This is a genomic window from Actinomadura sp. KC216 (genome assembly GCF_004348535.1).
Taxonomy (GTDB): Bacteria; Actinomycetota; Actinomycetes; order Streptosporangiales; family Streptosporangiaceae; genus Spirillospora.
On sequence record NZ_SMJX01000378.1, the window covers coordinates 1 to 7,433 of the forward strand.

Annotated in this window: 9 protein-coding genes; 7 read left to right on the forward strand and 2 right to left on the reverse strand. The window is 70.0% G+C overall.

Annotated features, from left to right (window positions below):
• The 4 genes from E1264_RS37500 to E1264_RS37515 form a co-directional block, all read left to right on the forward strand.
• Window positions 1-381 (forward strand): FHA domain-containing protein (locus tag E1264_RS37500; RefSeq protein WP_132181464.1); only part of this gene is annotated, 381 nt, incomplete at its 5' end.
• Complete coding sequence (locus tag E1264_RS37505) at window positions 378-1,901, forward strand: hypothetical protein (RefSeq protein ID WP_243711413.1); 1,524 nt, start codon at window positions 378-380, stop codon at window positions 1,899-1,901. The genes E1264_RS37500 and E1264_RS37505, both read left to right, overlap by 4 nt.
• Complete coding sequence (locus E1264_RS37510) at window positions 1,898-2,830, forward strand: glutamate ABC transporter substrate-binding protein (protein ID WP_132181466.1); 933 nt, start codon at window positions 1,898-1,900, stop codon at window positions 2,828-2,830. Before E1264_RS37505 ends, E1264_RS37510 begins: the two co-directional genes overlap by 4 nt.
• Window positions 2,831-3,002: 172 nt before the next feature.
• On the forward strand, window positions 3,003-4,202 hold the full coding sequence (locus E1264_RS37515; RefSeq protein ID WP_132181468.1) for a hypothetical protein: 1,200 nt from the start codon (window positions 3,003-3,005) through the stop codon (window positions 4,200-4,202).
• 232 nt (window positions 4,203-4,434) lie between these two features.
• Here the strand turns inward: E1264_RS37515 and E1264_RS37520 are convergent, their stop codons facing one another.
• Window positions 4,435-5,154: a hypothetical protein gene (locus tag E1264_RS37520; protein WP_243711414.1), complete on the reverse strand. Its 720-nt coding sequence runs from the start codon at window positions 5,152-5,154 to the stop codon at window positions 4,435-4,437.
• A gap of 82 nt (window positions 5,155-5,236) precedes the next feature.
• Between E1264_RS37520 and E1264_RS37525 the strand changes: the two genes are divergently transcribed.
• The 3 genes from E1264_RS37525 (at window position 5,237) to E1264_RS37535 (ending at window position 6,939) form a co-directional block, all read left to right on the forward strand.
• Window positions 5,237-5,755 (forward strand): PH domain-containing protein, encoded by a 519-nt coding sequence (locus E1264_RS37525; protein WP_347813447.1) that lies wholly within the window; start codon window positions 5,237-5,239, stop codon window positions 5,753-5,755.
• 445 nt (window positions 5,756-6,200) lie between these two features.
• Window positions 6,201-6,455, forward strand: a complete 255-nt coding sequence (locus E1264_RS37530) for a DUF1778 domain-containing protein (protein ID WP_132181470.1) — start codon at window positions 6,201-6,203, stop codon at window positions 6,453-6,455.
• A gap of 25 nt (window positions 6,456-6,480) precedes the next feature.
• Window positions 6,481-6,939, forward strand: a complete 459-nt coding sequence (locus E1264_RS37535; protein WP_132181472.1) for an NUDIX hydrolase — start codon at window positions 6,481-6,483, stop codon at window positions 6,937-6,939.
• Here E1264_RS37535 and E1264_RS37540 read toward each other — a convergent pair.
• On the reverse strand, window positions 6,932-7,351 hold the full coding sequence (locus E1264_RS37540) for an HIT family protein (protein WP_132181474.1): 420 nt from the start codon (window positions 7,349-7,351) through the stop codon (window positions 6,932-6,934). The two genes, E1264_RS37535 and E1264_RS37540, sit on opposite strands and share 8 nt — an antisense overlap.
• Window positions 7,352-7,433: the final 82 nt, after the last annotated feature.

Below are 7,433 nucleotides of genomic sequence, written 5' to 3' on the forward strand. Positions count from 1 at the left end.
GACTACTACAACACGGTCATCGCCGAGGAGGGCCCCGACTCGGCGTCCCTCAAGTTCCCGCCGTACGCGCCCGAACGGCGGATCCCGCTCGCCGGGCGGGAGGTCCGCATCGGCCGGCGCAGCTCGTCGCAGCCGTCCCCGCCCGAGATCGACCTGCGCGAGCCGCCCGAGGATCCCGGGATCTCGCACGTCCACGCGGTCCTGCTGGCCAAGCCGGACGGCACCTGGACGCTCGTCGACCCCGGTTCCACCAACGGGACCTGCATGAACGGGTCCATGGACCCGATTCCCAACAACGTGGAGGTCCCGGTGTCCGAGGGCGACCGGATCCACGTGGGCGCGTGGACCACCATCACGCTCATCCGAGGCGAGGCGACATGACGGCCGTGCAGCACGTTCCCGACGCGGGACAGCCCGCCCCCTCCCCGCCCGCGCGTCCGGGAGGCCCGCCCGCGCGGCGCGGCCCCACGGGGCGGCTGCGGCGCACACCCGAACCGCACCCGGCCGGCGTCGCGCGGCTGGTGCCCCGCACCGTCTCGGCCCGCATCCGGACGCTGACGGCGGCGGCGGCCGTCCTGCTGGTCGCGCTGCTGGCCGTGTCCTGGTGGGCGATCGCGAACGCCCGCGAGGGCGTCCGGGTGATCGGCCAGGACGCGGGCCCGCAGGTCGTCGCGACCGGCGACCTGTACTTCCAGCTCACCGACATGGACGCGCAGCTCGCGAACGCGCTGCTGATCGGCGGCGCGGCGGGCGGCGGCCGCGACCAGGCCCTCGCCCGCTACAACGACAACCGGCAGAAGGCGGGCAACGCGCTGCTCAAGGCCGCGAAGCTCGCCGACGAGCGGACCGAGGACAACACCGCCCGCGACGTCCTCGACGCGCTCGGCCGCTACGAGCGGCTCGCCGGGCAGGCGCTGCTGCTCGACCAGCAGTCCGGGCACGCGTCCGGGCCGCCGTCGCAGGAGGTCATCAAGCTGTACCAGCAGGCGACCGACCTGATGAAGCTGGACCTGCTGCCCAAGGCGTACAACCTGACGCTCGACAACGGCACCCTCGTCCGGCACACCTACGAGGAGAAGCGCTCGGCCGTCCTCACGGGCCGGACCTGGATCCTCGTCACCGGCCTGGCGCTGCTCGCCGTCCTTGTCGCGTTCCAGCTGTTCCTGGCCAGGCGGTTCCGGCGGCTCCTGAACATTCCGCTGGCGGCGGCCACGCTCGGCACTTTCGTATTGGTCGTCGCGGGAACGGCGATGCTGTCCGGGCAGGCGGACCAACTCCGCAAGGCCAAGGCAGAGGGATTCGACTCGATGCTGGCCCTTTCCCGGACGCGCGCCATCAGCAACAGCGCGGCGGCCGACGAGACCCGTTTCCTCCTCGACCCCGGACGCGCGGACGCCTACGAGCAGGTCTATCTCAGCAAATCCCAGACCGTCCTTTACCTGAAGGCCGGGAATCTGGCGGAGTACAACGCGGCCGTCCAGAAGGATCTGTCGTTCGAGCCGGGGCGCGCGCCGTTCCTCGGGTTCCTCGGCACGGAGGCCAACCGGCCCACCGAGTCGGACGAGCGCCGCGCCCAGATGGTGGACGCGCTGAACACGGTCCTCAAGAACTACCAGAAGGTCCAGGCGAACGACCGGCAGATGCGGACCCTCGTCCACGGCGGCAAGCGCGACCAGGCCATCGCCGCGCGCGGCGCGTCCGCCGCCGACTTCGCCGAGTACGACCGGTCGCTGCAGTCGCTGGCCCAGATCCACCAGAAGGCGTTCGACGAGGCCGTGAAGGAAGGCGAGGACGGGACCAGCGGCTGGTACGCCGTCCTGCCGATCGCGGGGGTCGTCATCGCGCTGCTCGTCCTCATCGGCGTCCGTCCCCGCCTGGCCGAGTACAGGTGGTCGAAGTGAGCCGCCGTAGCCGCCGTAGCCGCCCTAGTCGCCGTGACCGCCTCAGTCGCCGTGACCGCCTTAGTCGCCGTGACCGCCTTAGTCGCCGTGACCGCCTTCGCGCGGCGGCGGCCCTCCTCGCGGCCGGAACGCTCCTGGCGACCGGATCGGCGTGCGGCATAGCGGACGCCGGTGAGAACTCCGTCGCCGTCAAGGACACGCTCGTTATCGGCGTCAACGGCGACCAGCCGGGCGTCGGCGAGCGCACCGCCGACGGCACGTTCCAAGGCTTCGACATCGACATCGCCACAGAGATCGCCGAGCGGCTCGGCGTCACCGCCGCGAACGTGACGTTCAAGCAGGTCGGCTACGCGACGCGCGAGAAGATGGTCCAGGACGGCGACGTCGACCTCGTCGTGGCCAGCTACTCCGTCACCCCCGAACGCAAGGTGAAGGTGTCGTTCGCGGGCCCGTACTACGTCGCCCACCAGGACGTCCTCGTCCGCGCGTCCGACGCCGCCGCGATCCGGGACATCCACGACCTGAAGGGGCGGCGGCTCTGCAAGGTGCCCGGCTCGGTGTCGTTCCCGCGCGTCCACGACGAGCAGGGCGTCGCGGCGCTGCCCGTCGAGGCGGACGGATACGCACAGTGCCTCACGGACCTGACGGCCGGCAGGCTGGACGCGGTGTCGACCGACGACGTGATCCTCGCGGGCCTCGCCGCGAACGCGCCCGGCGGCCGGCCCCTCAAGATCGTGAACGCGCCGTTCACGGACGAGCCGTACGGCGTCGGCATCAGGAAAAGCGACGTGGCCGGTTGCGAAGCGGTCAACAAGGCCATCACCGGGATGTACCAGGACGGCACGGCCGCCGCGCTGCTGAAGAAATGGTTCGCCCCCGTCGGCCTCAATGTCACCACCACCGTGCCGCAATTCGAGGGCTGCGTCTGAATTCAGTGACCGAGAGCGAAACAACGGTCACGGAATGGCGCGATAAGGGCGGTGAGACCGACCGGTCACTGAGATCAGTCGGTTACGTAAGTGGCAGTCGGCGCACGTGATCGTAAGTTATGGTCGCGATCAAAACCCGGTCCGGTCATCACCATCACGTCCGAGGAGTGTCATGACGACGGTCGTCCTGGTGGTGCTGTGCTTTGTTGTGGGGGCGCTCGAGCTATACGCGGGCAAGCAGAGCCGGGACCAGGCGAACGCCTTCTCCCGCCGGATCGAGGAGCTGAACGAGCAGGTCACGAAGCAGAGCAACGTCCTGGTCACGGTGGGCGAGCAGCTCACCGCGGAGCTGTCGCGGGTCAAGCAGGACGTGCTGCCCGCCCTCGACAGCCGGCTCCGGCAGAACACCGGGCAGGTGGAGGAGCTGGCGGGTCTCGTCCACCAGGCCGACGACTTCCTCCGGACGCAGGCGGAGCGCCTGCGCGACCTCGAACAGCAGCGGATCACCCTCGCCGCCCTGCGCCGCAAGCTGACCGAGGTGGAAACCTCCGTGCGCGCCGTGACCCGCACGGGCGGCGGCCCGGCCGACGACAGGGTCGAGCTCGCCCTCGACCGCCTGGCCGACCTGGAACGCGGCGGCGCGGAGATGCTGGACCTCCAGCGCACCCTCACCCGCACACTCGAGGACGTCGAGGACGTCGTCGCCGAGCTCCTGCAGTTCACCGAGGGCGAGCTGGACGACACCGTCACGGCCGCGCTCACCGGCCGCCCCCGCTCCCACGGCGAGGCCGTCACCGCCACCGGACGCCTCTGGACGCGCGACGCGCAGCTCGACGACATCCTCGGCGAGATGTACGAGCGGTGCGTGCGGTCGAGCCGGCTGAACGTCCGGTTCCGCACCGCCGAGGGCCCCAACGGCGACGCGCCCGGCTCCCCCGAACGCCGCCGCTACTTCCTCGGCGGCCAGGCCGCCGACGACCTCGCCGGCGCGTTCAGCGCCCTGCTCATCTCCGCCGGCGCAGACCGCCCCGCCAACGGCTCCACCCCTCCCGGCGCCGAGGCCAGACGCGGCCTCGCCCGCGTCGAACCGGGCGTCCCGGCGGGTGTCGACCCCGTACGCCCGCCCGAGGACGAGGCCGCCCTCAAGTCCCTCCTCCGCACACTCTCGGAAAGCTCGGGCGCGGTAGCGCAGATAGGCCCGCTCCTGGCCGTCCGAACCCGCGACGAACTCCTGTGCGCCGTCCTAACGGCCGCCCAGTCCCTGGAACTGGAAAGCGACGAGGTCTTCTGGGACCCGATAGCCGCCGCCCACCGCCTACGCCGCCTCCCGTCCCACCAACTATGGGACCTGACGGCCTGGGCCACCCCCTAGCCCAAACCGCCTAGAGGACAAGCGGCCTTGGTGGTCCCACGCCCGCGACGACCCCCAACGCGACGAACGCGTCGAGCACACCAAGCGCCGAGGGTCCGCCCCGGACACCCCGACCGCCATCACCGCACACACCCACACCGTCCTGGACGGCAACGACCCCGCTCAGCCCGGCCGCCCCATAGGCTCGGCCACCCTGTTGGACCGGGCGACCCCGGCCGTCGAAGGGGTCAGCCTATGAGAGGGTCGCGCCGTAGGCGCGTACGGTTCGTTCCGTGGGTCCGCCGATGCGGGCGTACAGGGGGCATGCCACGGCGCGCGTGACCGGGTCGACCTCCACGCAGAGCCCGATCCCGGCTGCCCGATCGAGGAACACCGCATTCTCCACCGCCCGCGCGCCCCGCACCGCGTACGGGACGGAGTCGGCGTCGCCGGTGTCGAAGAGCTCCTCGAACGTCAGCCGCCGCGCGAACCGGATCAGCGCGTCCGCGTCCACCACCCGGCTGCCGATCGCCGCCGCCGGCCCGGCGACGACGATCCCGAAGCTCGGGTTCTCACGTCCCCGCACGTAGATCTCCCGGTCGGGCTCCAGCCCCTTGCGCCGGTCGGGGATCTGGACGCCGAACCCGGCGGTGCCGTTCACGTACGCCGGAGGCCCGAACCCGTCCGCCGACCCGTCCCGGACACGCAGCGCGCCCGCCGGCAACTCCCAGCCCGGCAGGTACACGCCGAGACCGCGCAGCAGCAACCGCCAGATGGGACGCCTCGTGACCTCCACCGCGAACTCGCTCCGCCGCCGCCCCGGCCTCCGCTCCGACCCATCGGCGTCCGGCGCCCGCTCATGCCGTCCGTTCCGCTCGTTCCGCTCGTTCCGCTCGTCCAGACTCGCCCCAGGCTCCCCAACGCCCTCCATGACGACCATCATCAGCCGCCGCTCCCCCACCGGCAAGCGCATCCTCTCTTACCGCCCGGCTTCTGCGCCCGCACGATCGCGTCGGCTACCGTTGAACCACCCGGATCATGACGAGGACGCCGCCGTGAATCTGCAGGACATGATGGTGCAACACGACAGCTCGTCGCGCACCGTCGACAAATACCTGATGTCCCACGAGGGACGTGTCATCGCCGTCCGCCGCCACCCCGCCGTCCTGCTCCTCCCCGTCGCGGTCGTCGTCGCCGGGCTCGTCGCGTGCGGCGCGATCAGCGCCGTCGTCGGCCTCACCTGGATCTGGTGGCTGTGGCTGGTCGCCATCGGCTACCTGGTCTGGAAGGTCATCGCCTGGTCGGTGGAGTTCTTCCTGGTCACCGAGCACCGGGTGATGGTGATCAACGGCGTGCTGAACCGGAACGTCGCGATGATGCCGCTGGCCAAGGTCACCGACATCGCGCTGAACCGCTCCATGACCGGACGGATCCTCGGGTACGGCGAGTTCGTGATGGAGTCCGCGGGCCAGAAGCAGGCGCTCCGCAACGTCGGCTTCATGCCGTACCCGGAGCAGCTCTACCTGGAGGTCTCGTCCGTCATCTTCGGCACCATCGACGAATCCCCCGACTAGACGAATCCCTGACCAGGGGCCGCTCAGAAGAGCACTCCTCCAGGCCAAGCCTGCCGGGACTCAGGACCGAAGCCGGAGCAGCCGACGCCACCTCTGCCAGCTGATCCCAGCCCAGCTCCCCAAAGACTCACGGCATGCCTCAAGGTCCCGTCACGCCGTTCACCTGGCGTCTCGCGCCTCGAGCCAGGTCGTGGGCGAGCGCAGCGCCGCTCAACGAATTGCCCGCTCAGGCTGTCCTCAGCGCCACCGGACCGGGCGAGCCGGACGCCCACACCCGACTAAGACCCACTTCTGGACACGCCCTAGAACCGACCTCGCACGCCATAGCGCACAAGTCCGTCGGCGCATCCGGCACCACGAAAGCAGGGGATTCTCGTTCTCAGTGGGGATGGCTTCGCGACACCTTGCGGCGTACTTTTGAATGCCGCAAGGAAGGAGACCGGCCATGTCTGAGTCGGTGCGCCAGAACCTTCCCGCCTCCGACGACCATGTCACCGTCCACCCCTCCCCGGACCAGCTCCTCGTGATTCGCAAAGCCGCCGAGCTGATCGGCTGGACGGTCACCGACTTCGTCCTGTCCGCGGCCCTGGACAGAGCCGAACGCGACCTCTACGAACACGCCGCGGCCTTAGAGGCGGCCACCCCCGCCGAAACAGACCCGACGGGGCCCTACACGGCCCTCCTCCTAGCCCTGTCCTGAGCAAAGCTTTCCTACCGGGCATCCAGTGAATAAACCTCTGGCGGAAGATCGGCAGGGCAACCGGCTCACTGCCTTCTTCCCGCCGTCCACCGCGCCGCTGGACGCGCCGATGCCCGCGGCGCTCGCCGCCGTCTGGCACGCCCGGCACCTGCTCCTGGTCTTCGACCGCCACCGCGGCCAGTGGGAACTGCCGGGCGGCCTGATCGACCCCGGTGAAACACCCTGGCAGGCCGCCGTCCGTGAACTGCATGAGGAAAGCGGCCTCCACCTCCCCACTCTCGCCCTCGCCGGTTACGGGCACTTCCACCTGACCGACCCACCCCGCGACGAATACGCGGCCCTCTACACCGCCCGCGTGACCGCCCGCCACAGCGCCTTCGTCCCGAACGAAGAGATCAGCGCAATCCGCTGGTGGGACTCGGCCACTCCAACTCCCCACGACGCCCAGGTCCTCGACACGACCCTGGCCCTGCACATCAGGTGAGCCCTTCGGACAAGCGCGCGGCAAAGGCCGCAGCCTCCGCATCGGACTCGTATTTCTGCCGCGGCCAAAAGAACCCGCGAAGCCCGTCCTTTCGATTGCGCGGAACGACATGGACATGCAGATGCGGGACGCTCTGACTGACCCGGTTGTTCATCGCCACGAACGACCCGGCCGCGCCGAGCACCGACTCCATCGCCTCGGCAAGTCGCTGCGCATGCCCGAAGAACGGCCCCAGAAACTCGCCGGGCAGATCAGTGAGCGTCTCATAATGAGCCCGGGGCACCAGAAGCGTGTGCCCCTTGAACAACGGCCGCACGTCAAGAAACGCCAGCGCGTCCGGCGTATCCATCACAATGTGCGCAGCCCGTTCCCCCTTGGCGATCTCGCAGAACAAACAAGCCTGCTCAGCCATCCCGACCACTCCCCTCCGTCCAACAAACAACCCCCACAAATACCACCCCAGGCCCCGAACAACACGCTCCTGGCACCCATCC